The 26,157-nt window shown below is 65.9% G+C and carries 20 protein-coding genes; 10 read left to right on the top strand and 10 right to left on the bottom strand.

What is annotated here, in order from left to right; all coding sequences use genetic code 11:
• Window positions 1-10 precede the first annotated feature (10 nt).
• On the top strand, window positions 11-628 hold the full coding sequence (locus AN936_RS19480; protein WP_054589541.1) for a response regulator: 618 nt from the start codon (window positions 11-13) through the stop codon (window positions 626-628).
• Here AN936_RS19480 and AN936_RS19475 read toward each other — a convergent pair.
• Window positions 614-2,863 (bottom strand): sensor histidine kinase, encoded by a 2,250-nt coding sequence (locus AN936_RS19475; RefSeq protein WP_149037728.1) that lies wholly within the window; start codon window positions 2,861-2,863, stop codon window positions 614-616. The two genes, AN936_RS19480 and AN936_RS19475, sit on opposite strands and share 15 nt — an antisense overlap.
• A 300-nt stretch (window positions 2,864-3,163) precedes the next feature.
• Here AN936_RS19475 and AN936_RS19470 point away from each other — a divergent pair, with 300 nt between their 5' ends.
• On the top strand, window positions 3,164-8,818 hold the full coding sequence (locus AN936_RS19470; protein WP_054589539.1) for an autotransporter domain-containing protein: 5,655 nt from the start codon (window positions 3,164-3,166) through the stop codon (window positions 8,816-8,818).
• Between the two features lie 307 nt (window positions 8,819-9,125).
• Here AN936_RS19470 and AN936_RS19465 read toward each other — a convergent pair whose 3' ends face one another.
• Window positions 9,126-10,292 (bottom strand): iron-containing alcohol dehydrogenase, encoded by a 1,167-nt coding sequence (locus tag AN936_RS19465; RefSeq protein ID WP_084758546.1) that lies wholly within the window; start codon window positions 10,290-10,292, stop codon window positions 9,126-9,128.
• 207 nt (window positions 10,293-10,499) lie between these two features.
• Between AN936_RS19465 and AN936_RS19460 the strand changes: the two genes are divergently transcribed.
• Window positions 10,500-11,099 (top strand): PilZ domain-containing protein, encoded by a 600-nt coding sequence (locus AN936_RS19460; protein ID WP_234715648.1) that lies wholly within the window; start codon window positions 10,500-10,502, stop codon window positions 11,097-11,099.
• 9 nt (window positions 11,100-11,108) lie between these two features.
• Here the strand turns inward: AN936_RS19460 and AN936_RS19455 are convergent, their stop codons facing one another.
• The 3 genes from AN936_RS19455 to AN936_RS19445 all read right to left on the bottom strand — a co-directional run bounded on the left by AN936_RS19455 (window position 11,109) and on the right by AN936_RS19445 (window position 16,524).
• Window positions 11,109-12,290, bottom strand: coding sequence for an alginate lyase family protein (locus tag AN936_RS19455; protein WP_054589537.1), 1,182 nt, complete (start codon window positions 12,288-12,290; stop codon window positions 11,109-11,111).
• Between the two features lie 10 nt (window positions 12,291-12,300).
• Entirely contained in the window at window positions 12,301-15,165 is a 2,865-nt protein-coding gene (locus AN936_RS19450) for a TonB-dependent receptor (protein ID WP_054589536.1), read from the bottom strand.
• A 204-nt stretch (window positions 15,166-15,369) separates the two neighbouring features.
• Complete coding sequence (locus AN936_RS19445; protein ID WP_054589535.1) at window positions 15,370-16,524, bottom strand: glycoside hydrolase family 88/105 protein; 1,155 nt, start codon at window positions 16,522-16,524, stop codon at window positions 15,370-15,372.
• Window positions 16,525-16,641: 117 nt separating this feature from the next.
• Between AN936_RS19445 and manD the strand changes: the two genes are divergently transcribed.
• The 7 genes from manD (at window position 16,642) to AN936_RS19410 (ending at window position 21,585) form a co-directional block, all read left to right on the top strand.
• Entirely contained in the window at window positions 16,642-17,853 is a 1,212-nt protein-coding gene (gene manD, locus AN936_RS19440; RefSeq protein ID WP_054589534.1) for a D-mannonate dehydratase ManD, read from the top strand.
• Window positions 17,853-18,779: a DUF4861 family protein gene (locus AN936_RS19435; protein ID WP_054590433.1), complete on the top strand. Its 927-nt coding sequence runs from the start codon at window positions 17,853-17,855 to the stop codon at window positions 18,777-18,779. Before manD ends, AN936_RS19435 begins: the two co-directional genes overlap by 1 nt.
• Before the next feature lie 33 nt (window positions 18,780-18,812).
• On the top strand, window positions 18,813-19,559 hold the full coding sequence (locus AN936_RS19430; RefSeq protein ID WP_054589533.1) for a FadR/GntR family transcriptional regulator: 747 nt from the start codon (window positions 18,813-18,815) through the stop codon (window positions 19,557-19,559).
• A gap of 137 nt (window positions 19,560-19,696) precedes the next feature.
• Window positions 19,697-20,176 carry a response regulator transcription factor gene (locus AN936_RS19425; protein WP_234715647.1) on the top strand — a complete coding sequence of 160 codons (480 nt, stop codon included), beginning with the start codon at window positions 19,697-19,699 and terminating at the stop codon, window positions 20,174-20,176.
• Window positions 20,177-20,236: 60 nt separating this feature from the next.
• Window positions 20,237-20,614, top strand: coding sequence for a hypothetical protein (locus AN936_RS19420; protein ID WP_054589531.1), 378 nt, complete (start codon window positions 20,237-20,239; stop codon window positions 20,612-20,614).
• 26 nt (window positions 20,615-20,640) lie between these two features.
• A complete protein-coding gene (locus tag AN936_RS19415) occupies window positions 20,641-21,057 on the top strand; it encodes a hypothetical protein (protein WP_234715646.1) in 417 nt (138 codons plus the stop codon).
• A gap of 3 nt (window positions 21,058-21,060) precedes the next feature.
• On the top strand, window positions 21,061-21,585 hold the full coding sequence (locus tag AN936_RS19410) for a MarR family winged helix-turn-helix transcriptional regulator (protein ID WP_234715645.1): 525 nt from the start codon (window positions 21,061-21,063) through the stop codon (window positions 21,583-21,585).
• A gap of 36 nt (window positions 21,586-21,621) precedes the next feature.
• Here the strand turns inward: AN936_RS19410 and AN936_RS19405 are convergent, their stop codons facing one another.
• From AN936_RS19405 to flgM, 5 genes are all read right to left on the bottom strand, one after another.
• Complete coding sequence (locus AN936_RS19405) at window positions 21,622-22,392, bottom strand: sigma-70 family RNA polymerase sigma factor (protein ID WP_054589529.1); 771 nt, start codon at window positions 22,390-22,392, stop codon at window positions 21,622-21,624.
• Window positions 22,382-24,505 carry a flagellar biosynthesis protein FlhA gene (gene flhA / locus AN936_RS19400; protein ID WP_054589528.1) on the bottom strand — a complete coding sequence of 708 codons (2,124 nt, stop codon included), beginning with the start codon at window positions 24,503-24,505 and terminating at the stop codon, window positions 22,382-22,384. The genes AN936_RS19405 and flhA overlap by 11 nt, the downstream gene beginning before the upstream one ends.
• Window positions 24,502-25,323 (bottom strand): transglycosylase SLT domain-containing protein, encoded by an 822-nt coding sequence (locus AN936_RS19395; RefSeq protein ID WP_054589527.1) that lies wholly within the window; start codon window positions 25,321-25,323, stop codon window positions 24,502-24,504. Before AN936_RS19395 ends, flhA begins: the two co-directional genes overlap by 4 nt.
• Before the next feature lie 79 nt (window positions 25,324-25,402).
• On the bottom strand, window positions 25,403-25,708 hold the full coding sequence (locus AN936_RS19390; protein ID WP_054589526.1) for a hypothetical protein: 306 nt from the start codon (window positions 25,706-25,708) through the stop codon (window positions 25,403-25,405).
• Entirely contained in the window at window positions 25,708-26,010 is a 303-nt protein-coding gene (flgM, locus tag AN936_RS19385) for a flagellar biosynthesis anti-sigma factor FlgM (protein WP_054589525.1), read from the bottom strand. The genes AN936_RS19390 and flgM overlap by 1 nt, the downstream gene beginning before the upstream one ends.
• Between the last annotated feature and the right edge of the window lie 147 nt (window positions 26,011-26,157).

The raw sequence follows: 26,157 nt of genomic DNA, 5'->3' as shown, positions 1-26,157 counted from the left end.
GAACGCCGACATGAGTCTGACGCACAATATCCTGATCGTCGACGATCATCCGATCACGCAGAACGGCCTCCGGCTGCTGTTCGCTTCGTACGAACGTTTCACCGTCGTCGGGGCGCTCGACCGCGGCGCGACGGTCGGTGCCTTTGTCCAGTCGCAGCCGGTCGATCTCGTCATCCTCGATCTCAACATGCCCGACGTGCGCGGCATCAATATCCTCGCTGAGATCGTCGGGTCGCGCGACATGACGGTGATCATCCTGACCGGCGAGACGAACCTCGGCGAGATCGATTACGCGCTGAAGCTCGGCGCGCGCGCGGTGGTCAGCAAGGCCGACCCGTCCGACCAGATCATCGCGGCGTGCGACGCGGCGCTGGCGGGCGAAATCCATATCTCGCCGCTGATCGCCGAAGCGCTCGGCAAATATCAGCAGCCGCCGGTCGCGCTGTCGTCGCGCCAGATGGCGATCCTGCACTATCTGGCGCAGGGCGAGAGCAACAAGGAAATCTCCTACCGCCTGTCGATCGCGCAGCCGACGGTGTCGTTCCACATCGCCGAGTTGCGGCGCAAGCTCGATGTCACCCACAACCGCAAGATCGTCGAACGGGCGCAGGAACTAAACCTGCTCTGATCCCCGGCGCAGCAACGGATGGGCGATCAGCTCGCTGCACGGCGGCTTGATCATCATCATCCCGACCATCTCGCTCAGCCGTCCGCGCGTGACGGTGGTGTCGTCATAGGTCAGCGCAACGATCCGGTTCGCGGGCAGCGTCGCGGTGGCGAGCGCCGTCTCGAAGGCGTCGCGCTGGTCGAAATCGACGATCAGCCAGCCGGGCAGCGCTGCCTGCAGCGCGTCGGGCGGGCACGGGGTCGTCGCGGCGAATGCGCAGGGCAGGGTAACGCGTACCATGGTGCCCGCCGATGTCGATGACAGGATTTCCAGCCGGCCCGCGAGGCTTTCGACCAGCCGCCGCGCCGAATGGAATCCCGATCCCGTGCCTTCCTTCGCCTCGTCGGCGCGCAGCCGGGTCGTTTCGCTCGCGTTCAGCGCCTTGCGGACGGCGTCGGACATGCCGCGGCCGGTATCGGTGATCGTGATCGTTGCCGTCTCGCCATCGCGCGCCAGCGAAATCCGCGCGCCGCCGGCATCGCTATATTGATAGCTGTTGCTGAGCAGGTTCGCGAGCGCGCGCATCAGCAGCGGTTTGTCCGAAACGATGACGATATCGTCGTCGCCATCGGCTTCCAGTGTCAGCTTCTTGCGCGCGAACGGGGTCCGGAACATCATCATCAGCGGCTCGACGAGCGCCTGCCCCCTGAAGCTGCTCAGCGCGACAAATCCGGCGTCGCTGCCGACGATGTTCGCGCCCGACATCGTCGTCGAAACAATCTCGTTCAAATAGGTGGCCGAACTTTGCAGCATGTCGATCAGCTCGCCATTGCCCGCCGGGGTTTCGCTCCGCCGCAGCACGTCGACGGCGCTGTTGAGCGCGAGGATGACCTGCTTGCTGTCGTGGCCCGATGCGTGGAGCAACGCGTTCTGGCTGTTGACGGTCGCCAGCGCGAACGCCTTCTCCTCGGCCAGCCGCGTCGCGCGCTCGCTGATCTCCAGCCGCTCCGACAGCGACCGGGCATAGTTGAAGTCGGCGGCGAGCTTGTCGCGCTGGATCTTCTTGAGATTGAGGCCGAGCGCAAGGGTCACCATGACCGCCTCGAACAATCCGACCGGCCCCGAAAGATGCCAGTTGATCGGCAGCCAGGTGAAAAATCCCATCGATGCGATCGCCGCATAGACGATGAACAGCGCGAGGCTGGCCCAGCCGACGAACAGCGGCCAGAGCTGGTTGCCGAGCTGTTTCATCGCGGCGAACCCGACGAAGGGCAGGAACAGCGCGACCGCGATCGCGACCAGCCAGGCGGCGGCGTGCAGCGCAAAGCGCAGCCCGGGCGGATAGAGCGACAGACCCGGCTGGAGCAGCATCACCGCGAGCGAGGCGAGGATGAGCGCCTTCAGTGCCACGTCGCGTTTCGGGAAATTGACCGGCGTATTGACGAAGATGCGGCAGAACTGCGCCATCGCTCCTGCAAAGCCGCATTTGAAGAAATCCTCGACCGCGACCCCCGTCAGCGGTTTGTCGTAGAGGAAGAAGATGGTGATATAGCCTTCGGAGTGCACGGTGTTGAGCGCGAAGAACCCCTCGGCGACGGCAAGCCATAGAAATTCGCGATGCCCGGTGATCGAGAAGAAGAGGAAGTTCAAAAGGAGCAGGATGAAGGCGCCGATGACGACGCCCGACACCATCGAGATATTCGCCCGCCGCTCCTTGAAGAAGGTGCCATAGGTGTTGATGCGCAGCGGCATATAGGTTGAATTTTCGGACAGGAACTCGATCAGCACTAGCTTCTCCTGCCCCGGGTCGAGCACCAGTTCGGAGCTGAAGGCCTGATAGGTCCCGAGATTGCGCCGCGCGTCCTCGGGATCGGTGCCGTCGACGAGCAGCTCGAACCGGTCGCCCGAAGCTTCGTAGAGCCGGAAGAATTTCAGCGACCCGCGCCCCGTGGTGAGGATCCAGCTTCCCTGCGCCGACCCGGCATTGCGGACCTTCAGCAGCAGTGCGGTTTTTACCCCCGGCGGGCCGAAATGGATCGACGATCCCTCGATGCGTTCGAGCGGCTTGGCGATTATGTCGGCGGGGCGGAGACCCTCGAACTCGGGGACGTCCTTCGTGTAGCGGATAAAGGGCGCGACCGAGCCTGGGTCGACGCCGGCGTGCAGTTCGAACGCCGGTAGCACGGTCGGCACCGCACTCGCGGGCGACAGCATCGCCGCGACGACAAATGTCAGAAATGCAACCCAATATCGCATATTGCCCGCCCCGCAGATTTCTTTGCCGAGCCGGGCGCCAACGTCAATCGTCGATGTCGCGCCCCGCAAGCCGCTGGCTGTCCCAAATATGGCAAATGAGACGTTACCCTAAAAAACATTGGGTAGACGGTGCGGCGCGTCGGCAATTATTCCTGCCGTTACAAAGCTGAAGATGCTGGGGGGCATCCGAACAGTTTGACGGGACGCCAAATTCGCGTGGGGGGAACCAGCCGGATGGCCTTTGGGCTGTCCGGCGCTCCCCTGCCTGTGCATGCAGTTTTCAAGGGGAGTTTCCAGCCAATGTCCAAGATTTCGAAATCGCGCCTGCTCGCGACCAGCGCGGTCGCCGGCCTGTCGATCCTGCAATTCGCGCCGCTCGCGCAGGCGCAAGACAGCTTCGGCATCCACAACGACCAGCCCGAGCCGCTGGAAATCACGGTGGCCGAGGACGAAGAGGTCGTGGGCGACGATATCGGCATCTATGCCGACAACGGCGCGGTGATCGTCGACAATCTGGGCGACATCCGCGGCAACGGCACCTTTACCGGCAGTGTCGACAGCCGGCCGAGCGGCGGTATCGTGATCGCCCAGCCGGGATCGTCGGTCACCAATAGCGGCACGATTTCGGGCGGCGCGCATGGCGTCGCGACCTCGCAATTCTTCAGCGAGGACGAGAACGGCGAAAACCTGCCGCCGCGGGCGCTGGTCGCCGACACGGTGGTCGTCAACAGCGGCACGATCGTCGGCGAAGGCGGCTCGGGCGTTGGGCTGGTCGGCGGCGGCAGCGTCACCAACAGCGGCACGATCCAAGGCTATAACAATGTCAACGGCGGCGCCAATGCGAACGGCATCGGCGTCGCGATCACCGAATTCCCCGGCGCGATCGACCCCGACGCGACCGGCATCGGCTCGATCATCAACGACGAGGACGGCACGATCGAGGGGCAGACCTTCGGCATCGTCCTCTCGGGCGGCGGCACGATCGAGAATGACGGCCTGATCCGCAGCACCGGCGCGTTCAATCCTGCGACGGGCAGTACCCCGATCGGCATCGTCCTGGGCGCGACCCCGGAACAGGAAGGCCGGGTCGCGACGCTCGATAATGATGGCGTCGTTCTCGGTTTCATCGGCGTCCTCGCCGGCGGTCCGGTCGATGCGACGATCGATAACGGCGGGATCATCAACGGGCAGTTCGCCGGCATCATAGGCCAGTCGACGGGCAACCTTGTCGTGAACAATGCCGACGGCGCCGAAATCGCCTCGGGCGGCACCGCGATCATCGCGAACACCAGCACGCTGACGGTCAACAATGCGGGGACGATTCGCGGCGCGAATCAGAATGCGATCAACATCCTGACCGCCGATGCGGTGATCGAGAACAGCGGCACGATCGAGGGCGCGCAATCGGGTATCATCACCAACCTCGCGCAGGTCAGTCCGGGCGTGCTCGAGCCCGTCGCCGCGAACACGACCGTCGTCAACACCGGGACGATCGTCGGCCATGGCGGCGCGGCGGTTTCGCTCGCGGGCGGCGGCTCGGTGACGAACAGCGGCCTGATTCAGGGCTTCACGAGCGCCAACGGCAGTGCGCCGGGAATCGGCGTCGCGATCAGCGAGTTCGCGGGCGCGGCCGATCCCGACGCAACGGGGATCGGATCGATCGTCAACGGCGAAGACGGCGTGATCGAGGGCCAGCAATTCGGCGTCGCGCTGCAGGGGGGCGGGACCATCGATAACAGCGGTACGATCCGCAGCACCGGCCAATACGACCCTGCCACCCCGGGGGTCACCCCGATCGGGATCGTCATGGGGGCGAGCGAGGCGCAGCAGGGCCGAAGCGCGATACTCAACAACGACCATGGCGTGGTGCTGGGCTTCCTCGGCGTCGTCGCCGGCGGTTCGCTCGAAACCGCGACGATCAACAATGACGGCATCATCAACGGTCAGGCGCTCGGCATCGTCGGCCAGTCGACGGGGGCGCTTGTCATCAACAATGCCGAAGGCGCCGAAATCGCTTCGGGTGGTAACGCCATCGTCTCGAACACCAGCACGCTGACGGTCAACAATGCGGGGACGATTCGTGCTCAGAACCAGAGCGGTCTCGTTATCTTCACCGCCGATGCGGTAATCGATAACAGTGGTTCGATCGAGGGCGGGCAGTTCGGCATCACCACCAATTCCTTCCAGACCGCGCCCGGGGTCTTCGAGGGCCGCGCGGTCAATACCAGCGTTACGAACAGCGGCACGATCATCGGCAACAATGACGATGGCGTGCGGCTGATCGGCGGTGGCAGCGTCACCAACAGCGGCACGATCGAGGGGCGCGGCACGCCCTTTGCCGACGGTATCTCGATGTTCCCGCACACCGATCAGGCGAACGAGGATTACAGCGCCAGCGTTACCAACGAGGAAGGCGGTTCGATCGCCGGCCAGCGGTTCGGCATCATCCTTTCGGCGGGCGGCGACGTCGCCAACGCCGGCGAGATCACCGGCTTCAACGGCGGCGTCTATATCCAGGGCACGGCGACCAACACTGACGCCAGCGAGGACCGCAGCGGCCTGACCGCGAGCGTCGTCAATTCGGGAACGATCCGCGGCACCGGCGATCTCGGCGGCAGCGGCGGCGACGGCTTCGGCGTCGGTTTCGGCAGCGACATGTCGAGCGCCAGCCTCGACAACAGCGGTACGATCGTCAGCGATTTCGGCGCAGGCGTGTCGCAGGGCTCGCGCGCCGACGTGGCAATCACCAATGCCGAAGGCGGCACGATCACCGGCGCGACGTCGGGCATCTATTCCTTCGCGACCGGCTCGCTCGTCGTGAACAATGCCGGCACGATCCGCGGCGAAGGCAGCTATGACGGCTTCGACGCGGCGCCCGACGCCGGCATCACGATCACCACCGCGGCGTCGGCGGTGACGAACAGCGGCACTATCTCGGGCGCCGGGGCGGGCATCACCACCGCCTATCAATATGACGAGGAAAGCCAGACGCTCGTCGGCATCGCGATCGGTACCGAGATCGAGAACAGCGGCACGATCGCCGGCGAATCGAACGACGGCGTCCGGCTGATCGGCGGCGGCACCGTCGCCAACAGCGGCACGATCAGCGGCACGGGCAGCCAGCTCGCCGACGGCATCTCGATCTATGCCTATGAAGGGCAGGACAGCGCGAGCTTCGCCGCGAGCGTCGTGAACGCCGAAGGCGGTACGATCACCGGTGACCGTTTCGGCGTCATCGTTTCGGGTGGCGGCGATGTCGTCAATGCGGGGTCGATCAGCGGCAATGCTGCCGGCGTGCTCATCCAGAGCGACCTTGCCAACACGCCCGGCCTGATCGGCAATTTCACCAACAGCGGCACGATTGCCAGCGCCGACGGCGCGGCGATTATCGCGCATGTCCAGGCGAATGTTGTCAATGCGGGAACGCTCACCGGCGGCAGCGGCGCCGCGATCGTGCTCGATAGCTATGACGACACGGTGACGCTCCACACCGGCAGCGTCGTCAACGGCGCGATGCTGGCGGGCGAAGGCCATGATAGCCTGATCCTCGACGGCGATGTGCTCGAACTGACCGAGGCGCAGCAGGTCGGCGCTGCGCTCGACTTCGAGGACCTGACCGTTGCGGCGGGTTACTGGTCGACCACGGGCTATGTCGGCGAGTTCAATGCAGTGACGATTGCCGAGGGTGGCGCGCTGCAGGTCAACGAAATCGAATATGACGAAGGGCTGTTCTCGACCCCGATCTTCACCCCGACGATCGCCAACAACGGCCTGCTCGTCGCGAATTTCGACCATGACGACGTCGTGTCGGGGCTCGGTCAGCTCTCGGTCAGCGGCACCGGCGCCGTCAAGCTGATCGGCGAGGGGGTCTTCACGCTCGATACGGCGTCCTTCGCGCACACCGGCGGCACCACCGTCGCGAACGGCGGGCTGATCCTGACCGGCACGCTGCTCGGCGACGTGACGACCGAAGGCGACGGTTTCTTCCAGCTCGGCAACGGCGGGACCGAGGGCGATTTCGCCGGCGACATCGTCAACAACGGCCGCTTCGTCTTCAACCGCTCGGACGATTATGACTTCCTCGGCGCCTTCTCGGGCAACGGGACGCTCGACAAGATGGGCGACAGCATCCTGACCTTCATGGGCGATTACAGCTTCGAGGGCGTGACCAACATCCTCGGCGGCTCGGTCCGCATCGGCGGCACGATCGACCCGACGACCGACTTCAACCTCGGCGAGGGCGGCAGCCTCGACATCAGCGGCAAGGACCAGACGATCGGCGGCCTGGCGGGCGAGCAAGGCTCGAACGTCCAGATGGGCGAAAATAACCTGACCGTCGCGCAGGACGCCAACAGCCAGTTCGGCGGCACCATCTCGGGCAGCGGGTCGTTCACCAAGGAAGGCGACGGCACGCTCAACCTGACCGGCGACAGCGACTATAGCGGTCCGACGGCGGTCAATGGCGGCAAGCTGGCGGTCAACGGCTCGATCGTTTCCGACGTCACCGTCAACAACGGCGGCACGCTGGGCGGTAACGGTACCGTCGGTTCGACGACGGTCGCGGCGGGCGGTACGATCGCGCCGGGCAACTCGATCGGCCAGCTCACGGTGAACGGCGACCTCGCCTTCGCGGCGGGCTCGGTATACGAGGTCGAGGTCAATGCGGCGGGGCAGGGCGACCGGCTCGACGCGACGGGTGCGGTGACGATCGCCAGCACCGCGAGCGTCGCGGTGCTCGCCGAAGAAGGCGATTACAACCCGCGCACCGACTATGTGATCCTGACCGGCGCGGGCGGCGTCACCGGGACCTTCGGATCGGTGACCACCGATCTCGCCTTCCTCGACCCGCTGCTCCGTTACGGCGCGAACAGCGTCACCCTGTCGCTCTATCGCAACGACATCGACTTCGCCGACGTCGCGATCGGCTTCAACCAGGCGAGCGTCGCGACGGCAATCCAGTCGCTCGGCATCGACAATCCGCTGTTCGAGGCGGTGCTCGTCCAGAATGCGGCGACCGCGCAGGCAAGCTTCGGCGACCTGTCGGGCGAGATCCACGCCAATGCGGTGAGCGGCCTTACCGACGACAGCCGCCACCTCCGCAACGCCTTGTTCGGCATGCGGGCGCCGGTGGAAAGCGGCGCGTTCGTCTGGGGCTCGGCCTTCGGCGGCTGGGGCAAGTTCGACGCCCAGCCCGGCGGGCTCGGCATGAGCACCGACCACAAGGGGCTGGTCGCCGGCATCGGTTATGGCGGCAACGGCTTTGCGGCGGCGATCTCGGCCGGGATCGGCGGCTCGGACTTCAAGGCGAAGGGCCGGGGCGACAGCGCCGACGTCGAAAGCAAATATCTGGCGGCGCACGCGACCTATGGCGGGCCCGAGGGCGGCTTCCGCGGTACGATCGGTATCGCTTATGCGTGGCACGACCTCGACAATAGCCGGGCGGTGACCGTCGCCCCGCTCGCGCAGACGCTGACCGCGAAATATGACGCGAGCACGCTGCAGATCTTCGGCGAAGTCGGTTACGACGTGACGATGGGCAAGGCGGCGATCACGCCCTTCGCCCGCTTCGCCCATGTCAAGACCGACAGCGAAGGCTTCACCGAAGCGGGCGGCAACGCGGCGCTGGTCGTCGCCGACGTCGACCAGAAGACGACCTTCCTCAGCCTCGGCGCGCGGGCGCGCTTCAATGCCGGGGAGGCAGGCTTCCAGCCTTATGTCTCGGCGGCATGGAACCGCGCGTTCGACGACCGCGGCGCGATCATGATCTCGCGCTTCGCCGCCGGCGGCACGCCGTTCGGGATCATCGGCACGCCGATCCCGAAGAATTCGGCCGAGGTCGAGGCGGGCTTCGACTACAGCGCCGGGGCGTTCAACATCGGCGCTGCCTACACCGGTACGCTGGCGTCGGACCGCAACAGCCACGGGGTACGCGTTACTGCTCGAATCGCTTTCTGACCAGAAGCGACCCTATCAGGGGCGAGTCCTGCAGTGGGGCCGGAACGACAACCCTCGTTCCGGCCCCTTCGCGTTTTTTGGGCGCTTCGGCCAGTTCGCGCGAGGCTGAGTTACTTGATCGTCACCCCGGACTTGATTCGGGGTCCACACCGGTAAACGCCTCCTGGGGGTCATGGATCCCGGATCAAGTCGGGGATGACGAAGATTGGGGAGGATGCCCCGCCTCCTCGATGAGACGTAGGAGAGAGGGAGACGGGGCGAGCGCGCTTAAGCAGGATATTGGTTGCGGGATGATGAACGGCGCCGGTTATCCCGCCCAGACCTGCGCATAGAGCATCGCCATCTCGTCGGCATCGGGCACGCGAGGATTGTTCGCGGGCGATCCCGACGCCGCCGCCTGCGCGCACATCGTCGGGACCAATGCATCCCAGCGCGCCGCGTCGATGCCCCATGCGGCGGGTCCCGGTACTTCGAGCTCGCGGTTCAATGCCGTCAGTTCGTCGAGCAGCCGCGCGACCGCAGCCTGGTCGCCCTCGCTGTCGTCGGCGACGCCCATCGCGCGTGCACATGTCGCATAGCGCTGGAGCGCGGCGGGCGCCGACCAGGCGGTCACCGCGGGCAGCAGCATCGCGTTCGACAGCCCGTGCGGGACGTGGAAATGCGCGCCGATCGGCCGGCTCATGCCGTGGACGAGCGCGACCGAGCTGTTCGAAAAGGCGATGCCGGCCTGCGTCGCGCCGAGCATCATCGCTTCGCGCGCTGCGGCGTCCGACGGATCGATGCATACGCGGCGCAGGTTCGGCGCGATCGCGCGCATCGCGAGCAGCGCCATGCCGTCGCTGAACGGGTTGGCGCGCTTCGATACATAGGCCTCGATCGCGTGCGTCAGCGAATCGATCCCCGTGTCGGCGGTCAGCCGTCTGGGCTTGGTGAAGGTCAGCTCGTAATCGACGAGCGCGGCGACCGGCAGATAGGCAAGGCCGGGGCAGAGCATCTTCTCGTCGGTCGCCTCGTCGGTGACGATCGTGAAGCGCGTCGCTTCCGACCCCGTGCCCGCGGTGGTCGGGATCGCGATCACCGGCAGGCCGGGGATGTCCTGCACATGCGGCGCCTTGTAATCGGCCATTGCGCCGCCGTGCAGGCCGAGCAGCGCGATCGCCTTTGCGCTGTCGAGCGGGCTGCCGCCGCCGAAGCCGACGACGCAGTCGTGGTCGCCGTCCTTGAGAAACGCCACGCCGGCGTCGATCGACGCCACTGTCGGGTCGGGGACGGTATCGGCAAAGATGCGCGCCGCGATCCCGGCCGCGGCCAGCGCGTCGGCAAGCTCGGCGACGCGGCCGCTGCCCTCCAGCCAGCTATCGGTGACGATCAGCGGCCGCGACAGGCCGAGCGTCGCCAGCACCTCGGGCAACTGACGCGACGCGCCGCCGCCGATGCGCAGGATGCGGGGCAGGGCGATGCTGGCGATACTCAAGCGGCGATCTCCTCGGCCGATCGGGCGCCCCCTGATTGACGTTAGGGAAACCCTAACCATTGCTAAGGGATAATGCGCAGCAATCGAGCGGATGCTGTGGGGACATCCTTCATAACAATGGGCCGCGTGCCGTCAAAGGAATCACTCGCCCGCTGACCTCGGGTGCTGCAAGCGAGGATGAAGGATATGGGAAGTTTTCCCAGCCCCATGGAAGATCCGTCACAGGATATCGAAACCGAAACCGATCGCCGCGCCGCCGATCGCTTCTGCACCGTCTGCCGCATCGCCAAGATCGAACGTCAGGATGACGCCGGCCTGTGGCGGGTGCGCAATATTTCCGACCGCGGCATGATGCTGTCGGCCGACATCCCGGTCGAAAAGGGCGAACGGCTGGAGATTGCGCTCTCCGAAAACATCATCCTGACCGGGCGCGTCGTCTGGGCCGAAAAGGGCCGCTGCGGCGTCGCCTTCGACGAAGAGGTCGACGGCGTCGGCCTGCTGAAGCAGCTTGCCGCCGAACAGCGCGAGGGCGGCTATCGCGCGCCGCGCCTGCCGGTGCGGGTCAAGGCGACGGCCGCGACCGACGACTGGACGCTGCCGATCGAGCTGGTCGACGTGTCGCAGTCGGGCGCGGGCTTTGTCCATGACGGCCGTTTCGAAGCGGGCATGGTGCTCAAACTGACGCTCGAAGGCGGCATCCGCCGTCAGGCGGTCGTCCGCTGGTCGCGCGGCGGGCGCGGCGGGCTGTGGCTCACCGAACCGCTCGAACGCACCGACCTCGAAAGCATCCGCCGCCTCGAAGGCTGAGCGGAGGGGTCAAGCGCGCAGCCACAGCAAGGGCTGGCGGACCGGGAAGTTGCGCACGACCTCGCCGATTACGGGATCGGGATCGAGCCGCTGCCAGAGCGCGAGCCAGTCGGCGCGGTCCAGCGCCAGCCCGCCGAACAGCAGGCTCGGCTGACGTATGGGAAAGTCGCCCGGATAGTCGATGTCGGGGGCCAGCGGCCACGCCTGCTTGTCGGCGATGAACGGCGCCATCCAGCCGATCGCGCCGCCGATCGAGCGGCCGTCGGGCGTCCGCCATGCGATGAGGTCGCCGGTGCCGCCCGCGAGCAGCCATGACGTCGCGGCGAGAACATCGAGGTTGAACAGCGAATAGGCATAGGGCTTGGTCCGCGCGAGTTCGAGCGGCTGGCGGCCGTCGGGTTCGATCTGGGTCGGGACGATCACGGTCTTGAGCCGCTTGCGCGCGGCAGCGAGGGTTTCTTCGCGGCCGAGCAGCGCCGCGAAGGCCGCCGCCTGCAACAGCCAGCAACTGCCATGGTTGTTCCGCTGCTCGCGCTCCTCGATGCCGAAAGGCGATGCGGTGAGCCAGTCGAGATAGTCGGCGAACCAGCGCTCGACGCCGCTTCGGATCTCCGCATAGCCCGGTGCCTCCTTGCGCGCGAACAGCTCCGCCGCGCGCGCGACTTCGACGATCTGCAGCGTGTCGATCACCCCGATCGCGCGGCCCTGGTTCACCCCGATGATCGCCTGCGCATGGTCGAGCGCGGGGGTCATCCGCGTCGCCGGGTCGACGAACCACGCGGCGAGGTGGCGCATCGCCGCCGCGGCGAAGCGGCGGTCGCCGGTCAGCTCCCACGCCGCCGCGAGCGTCGGGACGTCGCGCCCGAAGGCGATCAGCGCGTCGCGGTGGCCGTCGAACTTGCCGGGGTTCGACCGGCCGTCGCTGCGCACATAGGGCCCGCCGGGGTTCGCCGGGTCGGGCCACCAATAATCGCCCTCCGAATAATAATCATGCGGTCCCGCCGGGCTGCGCGGGGCGCCAATCGCGGTGATGGTGCGCGGCGCGGCGCCGAGCAGGGCGGCCGCCCGCGGCAGCAGCCGGCGACGCTCGATCGCCCGGATGTCGGGCGTCACCTGAGCGCCCCCGGCGCGCGCGAACGCCGCCGGGCCCGCGGCGAGCGCGGCGAGGAGGAGGGTGCGGCGGGCGATCACCGGCCCGGCGTCACAGGCGGACGCGGACGCCGAAGAAATATTGCGGCCCGCTGCGCGACACCTCGGCGATGCTGTCGTAGCCGCCCTTGACCATGATGTCGTTGGTGCCGGTGACATTGAGCGCCTGCAGCTTGAGCTGGATGTTCTTCGTCAGATCATATTGCGCCGAGAGGTTGAGATAGGTGCCGCCGCGAATCTCGCGGTTGGTGCCGCCGTTGGGCTTGTAATAACCCGAGCGGTAGCGAAGGTTGGCGCGCAGCGAGAGACCCCATTTCTCGAACCACACCGATCCGCTCGCGGTCCATTTCGACAGTCCGATCAGGTTCGCGGGGTCGACATAGTCGGCGATCGGCGAGGTGTCGGGATATTCGAAATTGGCGAAGGCGCGGTTGACCGAGCCCTGGATGCCGAGCCCGTCGAGCGGATCGGGCAGCCAGGTGAAGGCGTGGCTGGCGGTCGCTTCGAGCCCGTAGAGGTGGCGCGTTTCGCCGTCGTTCGCGGGGGCGACGGGGTTGATGGTGATCGTTTCGGTCACCGGCGCGCCATTGTCGCGGATCGTCGTCACGGTGATGTCGGTGGGGATCGACTCCTCGGCGCTGATCACCGTGCCTTTCGCCCATTTATAATAGCCGGCGAGCGAGACCAGCGTATCCTCCGACGCATAAAGTTCGAGGCTGGCGTCGACGTTCCACGCGCGCAGCGGCTTGAGGTTCGGGTTGCCCGTCGTCGCGTCGAAGATGATATTGCCCGTGCCGGTCCCCTCGGACGGGTTGAGGCTGATCCCGGCGCCGAAGCTTTCGATCCCCGAACGCGCGATCGCGCGATAGGCGGCGAGGCGCAGCTTGACCTGCTGCGACAGGTCGAAGGCGATATTCGCGCTGGGCAGAAAATAATTATAGCTGCCCTTCGCGGTATTCGAGACGAGTTCGCCATCCGGATCGACGTCGACGCTATAGGTGTCGCCCGCGCTTTCGATGGTCAGGATATAGGGCTGGCGAAAGCCCTTCGAGGTGATGTCGGTCTTGACCCAGCGCAGCCCGATATTGCCGCTGACCGGCACGCTGCCCATCTCGGTTTCGAAATTGGCCATCGCATAGGCGGCATAGATGCGTTCGCGGACATCGATATCGCTGGGGTCGCGGCCGTCCGCCGGGGTGGGCAGCGCGTCGTCGCTGCCGGTGAAGGTGCGGAACAGGCAGTCGTTGTCGAAGGTCGCCCAGCGTGTGACGTTGGTCCCCATGCCCTGCATATAGGAGGTGGTGGTGTAAGGCGCGCGGCATTGCCGGTTGGCCTGCGCGATCAACTCGGCCGGGCTGACGCCGTTGACCGGCACCAACGTGTTGAGGTCGTTGTTGCGCGCATTGTCGTTGGTGCGGTGATGGTCGGAAAAGCGGCCGCCGAACTTCACGCTGGTCAGGAAGCCGTCGAGCTCGCGTTCGATGTCGAGCTTCGCGGCCCAGATCGTGTCTTCGCGATTGGTGACGAAGCGGCGGCGGGCATAGACCGAATTGGGCGCGGTGGTGACGAACAGGTCGGGGTCGGCGATGTCGAAGTCGTCGAATTCGACGACCGGTACGACATTGGCGCCCTCATAGCTCAGCGTATAACCGACGCGGCGGTTCGACCGCAGGCGTGTCTGCTTCTGCGTCTCGGTGCGGTGGCTGTTCGAATAGGAGGCGTCGAGCGCGATATTCCAGCGTTCGGGCGACCAGATCAGGCTGACCCCGCCGCCCAGATATTCCTCGTTGCGCTGGCGCGTTTCGAGCTGGTTTTCGAGGTTCGAATTGCCGCGATAGCTGATCAGCGAATATGGCGAATAGCCGTTGGCGCCGGTGCCGACGACGAGCGGTTCGACGCCGCGCAGCCCTTCGGTGATGCCGAGCACGTTACGGTCCTCGCGGCTATTGCGCTTCGAATATTGGCCATCGATGGCGATCTCGAAATCGGGGGCGGGGCGCCACTGGATGGCACCGATGATCGCGTCGCGCACTTCGGACGTCTTCTGGGTGCGGAAGCTGCGCGACGAATTGGCGAAATAGGGATCGACGATCGTCTCGTTGGCGTTGCGTGGCGTTTCGGCGAAGGCGCAATTAAGGCTGTTCGTCGCGCCGTTGGTTGCCGCGGTATTGCAGAGCTGGAAGGTCGAATTGCCGTTGTAATAATCCTCGGGCGCGGTGGTGTCCTGCCGCTGGTAGCCGATCGAGATGCCGATATCGCCGATGCCGGTCGAGAACTGGTCGACATAGGAGATATTGCCGCGATAGCCGAGGCCGTCGTGCTGATAGACATCGTCGTCCTGCGGCTGGAAATCGCCGCGCAGTTCGAACTGGATGCGGCGCCTGCCATAGTCGAGCGGCTTCATCGAGCGGAGTTCGATCACCCCGCCGACCCCGCCTTCAAGGAAGTCGGCGCGCTGCGTCTTGTAGACGAGGACGCCGTTGACGAGTTCGGAGGGAAATTGCTGGAAGGCCACCGACCGGTCGGGTCCGGCGGTTGACACCTCGCGCCCGTTGAAGGTCGAGAAGCTGAGCGTCGGTCCGAGGCCGCGGACCGACAGCTCGTTGGCGTTGCCCTTGAAGCGGTCGGCCGAGACGCCGACGATCCGTTCGAGCGTATCGCCGATCGAATTGTCGGGGGTCGCGCCGATCTCGTCGCTGACGAGGCCGTCGACGACGACGTCGGCGGCGCGCTTATATTCGATCGACGAGCGCTGCGTCGCGCGCGCGCCGGTGACGATGATCTCGTCGCCCGCCACTGTATCGGCAACGTCTGCCGGTGCGGCGGCGCTGTCCTGCCCCCAGACGGGGGCGGCGGCGAGCAGCGTCGCCGATGCGAGCAGCGAGGTGCGGGCGATCAGGACCGATCGTGATGTCATTGTCTCTCTCCCAGTGTCGCCGGTCTACGCGCCGACGCGGCAAAATGCTACCGGTGTCATTCACATGCATCGAAATTGATACCGGTGTCAATTTCGATGCAGTACAACTTTGCCCTTGTCGTCAATCGGCCTGTCGGTGGCGGCGGGGGTCGGCGGCCCTTCCGTGACCGGCGGCGACAGGCCGGGAGCGCCGGAAATGGGTGCTCAGCGTGCGGCTCGCGCTTGCGCCAGATCGTAGAGCGCCGTGCCTGCGAGGATGAACGCGCCCGTGCCGTAGAATTGCGTTTCCTCTGCCGAAACGCTGTCGGGACGGTCGCCGACCTGCTGGACCCAGCCGAGCATGCCGTCGGACTGGATCGCGCGGCCAAGCGCATGCCAGCCGCGGATCGCCGCGGGCTGGTAAACGCGCCGGTCGAGCAGCCCGTTGTCGACGCCCCAGGCAAAGGCATAGGTGAAAAAGGCGGTGCCGCTCGATTCGGGCGGGGTGCCGGGGTCGCTGTCGAGCAACGACGCCGGCCAATAGCCGTCGGCCTTTTGCAGCGTTACCAGCTTCGCCGCCATTTCCCGGAACAGCCCCTCATAATAGGGGCGCTGCGGATCGTCGTCGTCGAGCATTTGCAGCACGCGGACCAGCCCGCCCATCACCCAGCCGTTGCCGCGGCTCCAGAACAGTTTGCGCCCCTTGGCGTCGCGCTGGTCGAAGAAGCGGCTGTCGCGGAAATAAAGGTCTTCGGCGGGGTCGAAGAGATAGTCGGTCGTCGCCTTCCATTCGGCATGGACGAAGTCGGCGTAGCGCGGGTCCGCCGTCGCGCGGCCGATGCGCAGCATCGTCGGCGGCGCCATGAACAGTGCGTCGCACCAGCACCAGCGTTCGGTGCACAGCGAATAGCCGCCGCCGGGTTCGGTGGGCACGAAGGCGAGATCGTTCGTGCGGCGGTTCGTCAGCACATTGTCGAAATAGGCGCGCGCGGGGACAAGCGCTTCGGCGCCGCCGCCGTTCCGCGCCGCCCATTCCCATGCCTGCGCGATCAACTGGTCGTCGGCATGGAAAGGAAGCTTGCCGAGCTGCCAATGCTCGGCGCGGCCCAGTTCGACGACCGGATCGCGGTACCGGGCATCGCGTTCGGCGAGCTCGGTGAGCGCAACCCAGAAGGTCGCCTGTTGCCAGTCGCGCGGATTGCGCACGCTCGGCCGCGCCGCGGGCATCCTGTCCCACGCCGCGCGGTGTGCGAGCTGCCAGTCGGCGACGCGGCGCGTCTCGGCGAGGATCGCGGCGGGTTTCGGCATGACGGGCTCGGCCGGGGCCGCCGCCGCGGGGGCGCTGATCATCACGAGCGGGGCAAGCAGGCGCAGCGGCATGGCATATCCTTTGCGGGGGCCGGGACGGCCGATGGCGTCGACATATCTCTTTCCCTTTCCGCCACGCCCTGTCAATAAGGTTGTCAGACAACTTTGGGAATAGACGAGAGGAAGAGCATGCCGAAGATCGTGTCAGGGCGCGTCATCGTGACGAGCCCGGGGCGCAATTTCGTGACGTTGAAGGTCGCATGCGACGACGGCACCACCGGGGTCGGCGATGCGACGCTGAACGGCCGTGAGCTCGCGGTGGCCAGCTATCTGGCCGACCATGTCGTCCCGTGCCTGATCGGGCGCGACGCGCACCGGATCGAGGATATCTGGCAATATCTCTACAAGGGCGCTTATTGGCGGCGCGGCCCGGTGACGATGGCGGCGATCGCCGCGGTCGACATGGCGCTGTGGGACATCAAGGGGAAAGTCGCGGGGCTGCCCGTCTATCAGTTGCTCGGCGGCGCGTCGCGCGACGGCTGTATGGTCTATGGCCACGCCAATGGCACGACGATCGCCGAGACGATCGAGGCGGCGCTCGATTACCGGCGGCAGGGTTACAAGGCGATCCGCCTGCAATGCGGCGTACCGGGCATGGCGTCGACCTATGGCGTCAGCAAGGATCGTTATTTCTACGAACCCGCCGATAACGACCTGCCGACCGAAAATATCTGGTCGACCGCGAAATATCTCCGCGTCGTTCCCGAACTCTTCGCCGCGGCGCGCGAGGCGTTGGGGTGGGACGTGCATCTGCTCCACGACGTCCACCACCGGCTGACGCCGATCGAGGCGGCGCGGCTCGGCAAGGACCTCGAGCCATATCGTCCCTTCTGGATCGAGGATGCGACCCCCGCCGAGGATCAGGAGGCGTTCCGGCTGATCCGCCAGCATACCACCACGCCGCTGGCGGTCGGCGAGATCTTTTCGTCGGTGTGGGATTGCAAGGCGCTGATCGAGAACCGGCTGATCGACTATATCCGCGCCACCGTGCTGCACGCCGGCGGGATCACCCATATGCGCCGGATCGCCTCGCTCGCCGATCTCTACCAGATCCGCACCGGCTGCCACGGTGCGACCGACCTGTCGCCGGTGACGATGGCGGCGGCGCTGCACCTCGGGCTGGCGATCCCCAATTTCGGTATTCAGGAATATATGCGCCACACGGCGGAGACCGACGCGGTGTTTCCGCACGCGTACCGCTTTGCCGACGGCATGCTTCACCCCGGCGATGCGCCCGGGCTGGGGGTCTACATCGACGAAGCGCTGGCCGAAACCTTTCCCTATGCCCGCGCCTATCTGCCGGTGAACCGGCTCGAGGACGGGACGATGTGGAGCTGGTGATGCGCGGACCGTTGCTCGGCTGCGCGCTGCTTGCTGTGACGGCCACCGCGCAGGATCACCGGCCGCTCCGCCCGGCGACGGCGGAGGAACGCGCCGCACGCGCTGCGGTGACGATCGCCGATTATCGCTACGACGATCTTTTGTGGGAAAACGACCGCATCGCGTACCGCATTTACGGCCGCGCGCTGGAGGCGGCCGAACCGCCGTCGTCGTCGGGGATCGACGCGTGGGGCAAGCGGGTGCGCTGGCCCTATATGGACCGCCAGCTACGAACCGGCGACCAGCATAGCGACCATGGCGAAGGGCTCGATTTCTACAACGTCGGCACCGGCCGCGGGGTCGGGGGGCTCGGCATCTGGTACGACAACAAGCTGTGGACCTCGCGCAACTATGTGCGGCCGGAGATTATCGGCGCCGGGCCTGAGGTTGCCGACTTTACGGTCGATTACGACCCGTGGCCGGTCGACACGGTACGAACGGTGCGCGAGACGCGGCGCTTCACCTTGCCGGCGGGCACCAATTTCACGCGCATGGTATCGACGATCGGTTCGGATGATGAGGCCGAGCTGGTCGTCGGCATCGGCATCTCGAAACGGCCGACGGGCGGCGGGCAGCCGGGCGAGGTGAGCAGGGATGCCGCTGCTTCGCGACTGAGCTGGTGGGGCCCCGCCGACGGCGACAAGGGGCGGATGGCGGCGGCGGTCATCGTCGATCCCGCGGCCTTCGCGGGCTTTGCCGAGGATGCCGACAATATTCTGATCCTCGTCCGGGTCCGGCCGGGGCGACCGTTCGTCTATTATGCCGGCGCGGCGTGGGATCGCGGCGGCGATTTCGCGACGCGCGGCGAGTGGCAGGCCTATGTCGACCGCCAGCGTCCCGACTTCCGCCCGCCCCCCGACTTCCGGCCGGCCGGTGCAGGGCCCTAGCCAGCGCCGGGGGGCGATGATAGGGCTTGCGGCATGGCGGTAACCAAGGCGGCGTCGCTGGCGGACGATCTCGTCCAGCGCTTCGAGGAACAGATCGAAACGGGCGATATGCCGCCGGGATCGCGCTTTCCCACCGAGAAAGCGATCACCGAGGCGTTCGGGGTCAGCCGCACCGTCGTGCGCGAGGCCTATTCGCGCCTCGCCGCGCGCGGCCTGCTCGTGTCGCGGCGCGGATCGGGCGCCTATGTCGCCGACGGCGCACATTACCGCGCTTTTCAGGTGACGCCCGACGAAACCGGCAAGATCGAGGATGTGTTGCAGCTCCTGGAAATGCGTATGGGGTTCGAGGCGGAAATGGCCGAGCTCGCGGCGCGACGGCGAACCGTCGCGGACCTTGCCGAAATCGGCGCGGCGCTCCGGGCGATGGACGAAAGCACCGACGTCGACGGGTCGGTCGCCGCCGACACGGCGTTTCACGCGGCAATCGCGCGCGCTACCGGCAATCCCTATTTCATCCGTTTCACCCAGTTTCTCGGCGTGCGGCTGGTCCCGTCGCGCCAATTATATCTGCAGGGCAGCGACGCCGCGCAGCACCAACGCTATGCCCGGACGATCAACCGCGACCATCGTGCGATCCATGCCGCGATCGAGGCGGGCGATGCCGCCGCGGCGCGGCGTGCCGCCCGGCGGCATATCGAAAAATCGATCGCGCGGTACCGGACCTTGCTCGAGGCCGGCGCGGCGCGCCCGCCGGGCCCGGACGAAAAATTTTCGGGATGACCCCTGCGAACGATCGCATATAATTCGAAACGCGGCGCTTTCCCGTGCCGATGTAACGTTACGATAGGGGTAACGAATAGGTGAATCACCTGTCTGCCCAACTTGATTTCGACTCCTGATGCTCTATGCGGGGGCGCGTGCAAGGTGACCCGGACAATTACATCAGTCTCCTTTCGGCCGCGCAAATCGAGACGTTGCGGCACGTTTTTGAGCACAAAAATTCCAAGGAAATCGCGCGGCTGATGGGGGTGTCGCCGCATACGGTCGACGAACGGGTGCGAAGATCGCTAAAAAAACTTAACGTTTCCAACAGGATAGAAGCTGCGCGTATCCTCGCCCGTAACGGTGTCTTCGACCATGTTACTACTTATCAGCCTTTGACATATCAACTGATCGACCTAGGCGCCTCTCCGCCCGCCGACGATGGCGATGCGGGGCGTAGTGCGACGAGGCGGGTTCTAGATATAGGTTCGCCATTTCCTACCGCGTCCCAGCCGTCCAACCGGCACGGGTTGATGGAAAGGATAATCTGGCCGATCCTGATCGCCTTCGCGACCATTTTGGCCTTTTCCGCCCTCTATTCGATCCTTGTCGGACTGGGTCGTGTCATGACCTGATGTTCGAACGGAATGCTGCGGGGGGGACCGGTGGCATTCTCCTATTCAAGGGACCACCATATGCTGAACGAACGCGTTTCCGCAGCGAAAAAGATCGCTACCGAGCTGCACCAGGCCGAAGATGCCATTGACGAGGCGATGATCCGCATCGCCCAGCTTGCGGCGACATTGCCGACCGCGCGCCGCCAAACCAACATGTCGGCGATCGTCGGCCAAGAAGCGATGTCGAAAGTCGCGCACGCTCTGGCCGCCGCCGGCGAAGTTCGCCAGCTCCTCACCGACGCGCACCTGGCGCTGACCGTGACGCAAAAGGAAGTCGGGCTCGGCACGCGGATGTTCGGTGCCGGCGTCAAGCCGCCCGCTGCATCGCTCGACCAGGGCAGCAACGATCAGCTCGCAGTCGAGGCTGCCGCTCAGTCGCTCGCCAAGGCGTCGTAAGCCGACAGGAAAGGTCGACGAGCCACATGTTGTGGACCGTGGCGTTATATTATGGCGTGTTGCTCATCACGGTGACCGTCGCGCTGCTGCGCGGCGGGCCGCTGGAGAGATGGGCAGCGTATACCGCCCTGATCGCCTCGGTCTCCACAACGGTATTGGCACCCAATCCGGAATGGACCGACATTGAAATCAATATCTTCGTCGTAGACATCGCCGTGCTGGCGAGTTTCTGGTCTATTTCCCTGAAAACAAAGCGTTTCTGGCCGTACTGGATCACCGGATGGCAATTGATCACGATTTTCGGGCATATCCAGAAAATGATGTTTTCGGAGATATTGGCAGGGCCCTATGCGCTGCTTTCAATGTATATTTCCTACCCGATCCTCTTCGTAATTCTTTACGCATCGGGCTCGGTCAGACGGAGGGGTGAAGTTGGGGCGTAACCTATGGAACGCCCCGGGGGGTCCCGTTACATGCAGCAATTTTCGAACGAAGAAATTGCCGAACTCAAGTCGCGTATCGATCAAATCCACGACCTGCTGACGACCCGGGGGGGCGATGAGCAGGCGGTCATGGCGATCCCCGTTTCGCTGACGCGAAGCGAGGCGCCGAAAGCGGTGCTGGTCGACCAGGTGGCGTTCAACATCCAGATGCGCCGGCTGCGCAAGAGCCATTTCGGTGAGGCCCAGCTGTCGGGTCCGGTGTGGGACATGATGCTCGACCTGATGCTGGCCGATACCAACGGCCGCGAACTGAGCGCGAGCGATCTTGCGGCGGGGGCGGGGGTGCCGCTGTCGTCGGGCCTGCGCATGATCGCCTCGCTCGAGGCGCAGGGGCTGGTCCGGCGCTTCATCGACCAGCACGACCGCCGCCGTTCGCTAGTCGAACTCACCGACAAGGGCAGCGAGCGGATGGAAAGCTATTTCGAAAAGATCGGCAGCGCCTGGGAGAGTCGCCAGATCGCTGCCTGACGGTCTGGCATGGACGGTGTGGGGCCGCCCGGCTACCTATTCGGTCATTTCCACCATCATCGCATTGACCTTCGCCATTGCGTCGCGCTTGATCTGGCAGATGCGGGCAGCGCTGACGTCGAGGGTCAGGCCGATCTCCTGCAAATTCAGTTCCTCGAAGAAATAGAGCTGGAGCACCATCTGCTCGCGCTCGGACAGCCGGTCGATGCACTGGCGCAGCGCATCCAGCACATCCTCTTCCTCATATAATGTTTCGGCGCCCGGCCGGTCATCGGCGATCAGGAAGCTGCCGCTCTCGGTCAACTCGTCGAGCGAGGTCGAGCGGCCCTGCGTTGCGCTGCGTTCGAGCGCGAAATATTCTTCGGCTGACATTTCGAACGCCTCGGCCATCTCGGCGGCCGTCGGCGCGCGCATCAGATGCTGTTCGAGCGTCGCCCGGACCGTCTTCAGCCGCTTGTTCGCCACCATCGCCGAGCGGCCGACGTCGGCTTCGCGGCGGAGCTGGTCGATCATCGCGCCGCGAATGCGGGTCGAGGCATAGGTGGCAAAGGCAAAGCCGCGCTCTTCATAGTGGCGACTCGCCTCGATGAGCGCGATCAGTCCCATCTGGATGAGGTCGTCGAGTTCGCTCGTCCGCGACACGCGCGAAAACACCTGCCAGGCGATCTTGCGCACCAGCGGCGCATATTCGTCGACCAGCCGTTCGACGCTGTCGGGATAGCCGCGCGGGCGCAGCGTCCCGCCGGCGGCGGCATATTCCCTCGGACCGGTGGCGCCGGCGAACTGCCCCGCGGGCTCAATTCTCATGATATTCGTCCTTGGTCTGGGCGTCTTCGGCGGCGCCGAGGCGCGGAACTTCCGCGCCGATGGTGGCGACGATTTCGGTCTGCTTGTTCGCCGGGATCTCCAGGTAGGAAATGACGGCGACGTCGGGGAAGGTCGCGCGGACCAGCCGCGACAGCGCCGGGCGGCAGATCGGCGAGGCGACCAGCGCGAAGCTGCGCGTCGACAGCAGCAGCGGTTCGACCGCTTGTCCGATCTGCTCGACGATCTTCATCGCCATGCCATGCTCGAACGGCCATTCGGCGCCGGGATTGGCGCGCACCGCCTGATTAAGCAGCACCTCGATCTCGGGGCTGAAGGTGACGACGGGGAGCGGCATGCGGCCCGGCACGATCGTCTGGACGATCAGGGCGCCGATGCGCTGGCGCACCGCCTCGATCAGGTCGCCGTCGCCGAGCTGCTGCGCCGCCAGTGCGACCATCGCCTCCGCGATCTTGCGGAAATCGCGCAAGGGCACGCGCTCGATCAGCAGCGCCTTGCACAGCGCCGCGACGCGCGGCAGCGCATAGCCCTGCGGGCTCAGATTCTGGGCGAGCTGTGGATAGTGGAGCTTCAGATTGTCGATCAGCGCCTGCGCGTCGTCGATGCCGAACAGTTCGGCGGCCGAAGCGATGATGCTGTTGTTGAGGTGCGTCGCGACCACGGTGGCCGGATCGACGACGGTATAGCCCGCCGCGATCGCATCATTCTGTGCCGCCTTCGGGATCCACAGCGCGTCGAGCCCGAAGGTCGGATCCTTGCACGGGCGTCCGGTCACCTTGGCGACCAGATCGCCCGAATCGAGGGCGAGCATCTCGTTCGGGAAAACCTCATCCTCGCCGACGATCACCCCGGCGACCGAGATGCGATAGACGTTGCCGGGCAGCGACAGGTCGTCGCTGACCTTGACCGGCGGGACCACGAAGCCGAGTTCCTTCGACAATTGGCGGCGGATGCCGGTGATCCGCGTCATCAGCGGCGCACCCTTGCGGTCGTCGACCAGCGCGACGAGCGCATAGCCGATTTCGAGCTGGCAGGCGCTGGCGTCGCTGACGTCGGCCCAGTCGATATGATGCGGGTCGGCAGCGGGCGCCGCGGGTTCGGGCGCCGCGGCCTGATCGGCGGCGGCACGCCGCAATTGCCAGCCGATGACGCCGGCGATCGCGCTGGCGGGCAGGATCAGCATCTGCGGCATCGCCGGGACCACGCCGAGGATGAACAATATGCCGCTGACTGCCATCCAGATCGTCGGCGACGCGAACTGGCTGCCGATCTGGCCCGAAAGGTCGAGCGGCGAATTGACGCGGGTGACGATGGCGGCGGCGGCGATCGAGAGCAGCAGCGCCGGGATCTGCGCGACGAGCGCGTCGCCGATCGCCAGTGTGACATAGGTGCTGCCGGCTTCGGAGAAGCTGAGGCCATGGCTGAAGATGCCGAGGATCAGGCCGCCGACGATGTTGACGAACAGGATCAGCAGGCCGGCGACCGCGTCGCCCTTCACGAACTTCGAGGCACCGTCCATCGAGCCGTAGAAATCGGCTTCGGTCGCGACTTCCTGACGGCGGGCCTTGGCTTCGTCGGGGGTGAGCAGGCCGGCGTTGAGGTCGGCGTCGATCGCCATCTGCTTGCCGGGCAAGGCGTCGAGGGTGAAGCGCGCCGACACTTCGGAGACGCGTCCGGCGCCCTTGGTGATGACGACGAGGTTGATGATCATCAACACGACGAAGACGAACAGGCCGACGACATAGTCGCCGCCGATCAGCACTTGGCCGAACGCCTCGATGACATGGCCCGCCGATGCGGTGCCTTCGTGCCCGTGGACGAGCACGACGCGCGTCGAGGCGACGTTGAGCGCGAGGCGGAACAGGGTCGCGAGCAGCAGGACGGTCGGGAAGGCCGAGAAATCGAGCGGTTTCGACGCCTGCAGCGCGACCATCAGGATCAGCAGGCTGATCATGATGTTGGCGACGAAGCTGATGTCGAGGATCAGCGGCGAAACCGGGATCACCATCAGCGCGACGAGGATCAGCATCCCCGCCGGCAGCGCGGCGGCACCGGCGAAGCGGCCGGCGTTGCGCAGGTTCAGGCCCGGCGTCATGCCGTGCCTCCGAGCGACGCGAGCCGCTGATAGGCTTGGGCGGCGAAGCCCATCGAGAGTTTCCTGGGCATCGGCTGAATATCCATCATCGGAAGCGGCGGCCGCCCGGCGGGGGCGCCGCTGCTGCTTGCCATCTGCATGCGCCATCCGGGCGCGAGGCCGGAACCGCCGCCGGGCAGCGTCGCCGGCGCGCTGCCGTCTTCGAGCTTGAGGCGGAAGCGTTCGCGGATTTCGCCGAGGCTGCGCATGCTGCCGTCGGAGGCATAGAAGATCGAGCGGTTGGCGGCGGCCGCGTCGGGCATCATCGTTGCGCCCGGCAGGTCGGGGTTGGCTTCCCACGCCGCGAGGAATTTGGCGGCGCCGCCGCTACCGAGGAAATGGGCGAGATAAAGGTCGACCGGCTCGGCGCTGCGGCCGATGCGGCTTTCCAGATAGTCGCGGTTGTCCGAGGTCAGCTCGGCGGCCATGCTCGACGCCGCGGCGGGATCGTCGCGCAGGTCGAAGATCTGCTGGCGCAGCGCGGGGTCGGTCACCGACAAGCGCCCCGACGCGTCGCGTCCGATCGCGTTCGCCGCCCAGCCGAGGCCGTGCTCGGCGCCATGGCGCTGCAGGGTGGCGAGCCAGGTCTGTTTGGTGAACTGGTACAGCCCGCGCGCCGACGAGGTCGGTGCCTTGGCGGTCGGATTGAAGCCGCTTTCGACGCGCGCGACGTCGAACAGATAGTCGAAGTCGATCCCCGTCCGCGCCGATGCGCTCTGCACCGCGTCGATGACGGGTGCGGCGATGCGCGGGCTTTGAGGGGTATTGATCGCATTCATGGCTTTGGTTCCGCTGGTTCAGCAGACCAAAAGCAATCATCGTGCCATTTCGGGAAAACGGCCTCGGAAGCAAGTCTTATCAGTAGGTTAGGGCAGGTCCCCGCGTCGCGCCGCCGCGTAGCTGATGGGTGTTGTCAATCCTCTGACGCGTCCAGTTCTTCAGGATGTTGACGCGGATCGCGGCGGCTTCGAGCTGGCCGAGCACCGCCTCGATCAGCGCCCGCGCGCGGCCTTCGCTGCCTTCGGCGACGCGCGCGCCGCGAAACAGGATCACCGACGTGGCGAGCGCCTCGGTCGCGGCGATGATCGCGCCCGCGTCCTGCCCGTCCAGCGCGCCGACCAGCGCGTCGAGCCGCGCCTGCACCTCGTCCATCTCGGCCAGCATCAGGCGCCGCTGCCTTTCTGGAACGCCAGCATCGCCTTGGCGGTGGCGGCCGCATCGGGGGTATAGCTGCCGCCGGCGATGGCGGTGCGCAGCGCCGCGACGCGCGACACGTCGACCGACGGTCCCTGTGCGGCGAGTTCGCCGGCCATCGTGATCAGCCGGGCAACGGGCAGGGCGTCCTGCGCCGCCACGCGGACCGGCGGCCGTGTCGCCGCAGCGCTTTCGCTTGCGATCCTGCGCGTGGCGCCGGTGCGGACAAGGCCGCCGACGGCTTGCACCCCGATCTTGCTGTCACCCGACATGTTCGCCTCCTTGGCCGTCCGTCAGAAAAGTGACGGCGCCGTATCGAAGGCTTTAACGGACGGTGACGGGGAGGATTAAGGGGTGGTGCCGGAAAAATGACACGGACGCGATTATCGGCGCATTACGGCCGAAACGCGACTTTCAAT

It is taken from the genome of Sphingopyxis macrogoltabida, assembly GCF_001307295.1.
Classification (GTDB): Bacteria; Pseudomonadota; Alphaproteobacteria; order Sphingomonadales; family Sphingomonadaceae; genus Sphingopyxis; species Sphingopyxis macrogoltabida_B.
The sequence above is the reverse complement of the archived record's forward strand: the minus strand, read 5'-3'. Positions and strand labels throughout refer to the sequence as shown.

What these genes read in the sequence shown, in the direction of transcription:
- AN936_RS19480 (WP_054589541.1), top strand. Translation starts at nt 11, where the DNA reads ATGAGTCTGACGCACAATATCCTGATCGTCGACGATCATCCGATCACG.
- AN936_RS19475 (WP_149037728.1), bottom strand. Translation starts at nt 2,863, where the DNA reads ATGCGATATTGGGTTGCATTTCTGACATTTGTCGTCGCGGCGATGCTG.
- AN936_RS19470 (WP_054589539.1), top strand. Translation starts at nt 3,164, where the DNA reads ATGTCCAAGATTTCGAAATCGCGCCTGCTCGCGACCAGCGCGGTCGCC.
- AN936_RS19460 (WP_234715648.1), top strand. Translation starts at nt 10,500, where the DNA reads ATGGAAGATCCGTCACAGGATATCGAAACCGAAACCGATCGCCGCGCC.
- AN936_RS19450 (WP_054589536.1), bottom strand. Translation starts at nt 15,165, where the DNA reads ATGACATCACGATCGGTCCTGATCGCCCGCACCTCGCTGCTCGCATCG.
- AN936_RS19445 (WP_054589535.1), bottom strand. Translation starts at nt 16,524, where the DNA reads ATGCCGCTGCGCCTGCTTGCCCCGCTCGTGATGATCAGCGCCCCCGCG.
- manD (WP_054589534.1), top strand. Translation starts at nt 16,642, where the DNA reads ATGCCGAAGATCGTGTCAGGGCGCGTCATCGTGACGAGCCCGGGGCGC.
- AN936_RS19435 (WP_054590433.1), top strand. Translation starts at nt 17,853, where the DNA reads ATGCGCGGACCGTTGCTCGGCTGCGCGCTGCTTGCTGTGACGGCCACC.
- AN936_RS19430 (WP_054589533.1), top strand. Translation starts at nt 18,813, where the DNA reads ATGGCGGTAACCAAGGCGGCGTCGCTGGCGGACGATCTCGTCCAGCGC.
- AN936_RS19420 (WP_054589531.1), top strand. Translation starts at nt 20,237, where the DNA reads ATGCTGAACGAACGCGTTTCCGCAGCGAAAAAGATCGCTACCGAGCTG.
- AN936_RS19415 (WP_234715646.1), top strand. Translation starts at nt 20,641, where the DNA reads ATGTTGTGGACCGTGGCGTTATATTATGGCGTGTTGCTCATCACGGTG.
- AN936_RS19410 (WP_234715645.1), top strand. Translation starts at nt 21,061, where the DNA reads ATGGAACGCCCCGGGGGGTCCCGTTACATGCAGCAATTTTCGAACGAA.
- AN936_RS19405 (WP_054589529.1), bottom strand. Translation starts at nt 22,392, where the DNA reads ATGAGAATTGAGCCCGCGGGGCAGTTCGCCGGCGCCACCGGTCCGAGG.
- flhA (WP_054589528.1), bottom strand. Translation starts at nt 24,505, where the DNA reads ATGACGCCGGGCCTGAACCTGCGCAACGCCGGCCGCTTCGCCGGTGCC.
- AN936_RS19395 (WP_054589527.1), bottom strand. Translation starts at nt 25,323, where the DNA reads ATGAATGCGATCAATACCCCTCAAAGCCCGCGCATCGCCGCACCCGTC.
- AN936_RS19390 (WP_054589526.1), bottom strand. Translation starts at nt 25,708, where the DNA reads ATGCTGGCCGAGATGGACGAGGTGCAGGCGCGGCTCGACGCGCTGGTC.
- flgM (WP_054589525.1), bottom strand. Translation starts at nt 26,010, where the DNA reads ATGTCGGGTGACAGCAAGATCGGGGTGCAAGCCGTCGGCGGCCTTGTC.